At 52.2% G+C, this 607-nt stretch carries 1 rRNA gene; it reads left to right on the top strand.

From position 1 onward, the window contains the following. Positions 1 to 50: 50 nt before the first annotated feature. Positions 51 to 607: ribosomal RNA gene (locus C9J87_RS19420) — 23S ribosomal RNA — on the top strand; the annotation flags it as partial.

Raw genomic sequence — 607 nt, 5'->3', positions numbered from 1 at the left:
CGAGTCTCTCAAATTTTCGCAATCAGAAGTGAAACATCTTCGGGTTGTGAGGTTAAGCGACTAAGCGTACACGGTGGATGCCCTGGCAGTCAGAGGCGATGAAGGACGTGCTAATCTGCGATAAGCGTCGGTAAGGTGATATGAACCGTTATAACCGGCGATTTCCGAATGGGGAAACCCAGTGTGTTTCGACACACTATCATTAACTGAATCCATAGGTTAATGAGGCGAACCGGGGGAACTGAAACATCTAAGTACCCCGAGGAAAAGAAATCAACCGAGATTCCCCCAGTAGCGGCGAGCGAACGGGGAGCAGCCCAGAGCCTGAATCAGTGTGTGTGTTAGTGGAAGCGTCTGGAAAGGCGCGCGATACAGGGTGACAGCCCCGTACACAAAAATGCACATGCTGTGAGCTCGATGAGTAGGGCGGGACACGTGGTATCCTGTCTGAATATGGGGGGACCATCCTCCAAGGCTAATACTCCTGACTGACCGATAGTGAACCAGTACCGTGAGGGAAAGGCGAAAAGAACCCCGGCGAGGGGAGTGAAAAAGAACCTGAAACCGTGTACGTACAAGCAGTGGGAGCACGCTTAGGCGTGTGACT

It is taken from the genome of Nocardioides allogilvus (assembly GCF_003047285.1).
GTDB classification, from domain to species: domain Bacteria; phylum Actinomycetota; class Actinomycetes; order Propionibacteriales; family Nocardioidaceae; genus Nocardioides; species Nocardioides allogilvus.
This window is presented reverse-complemented; position numbering and strand designations above follow the sequence as displayed.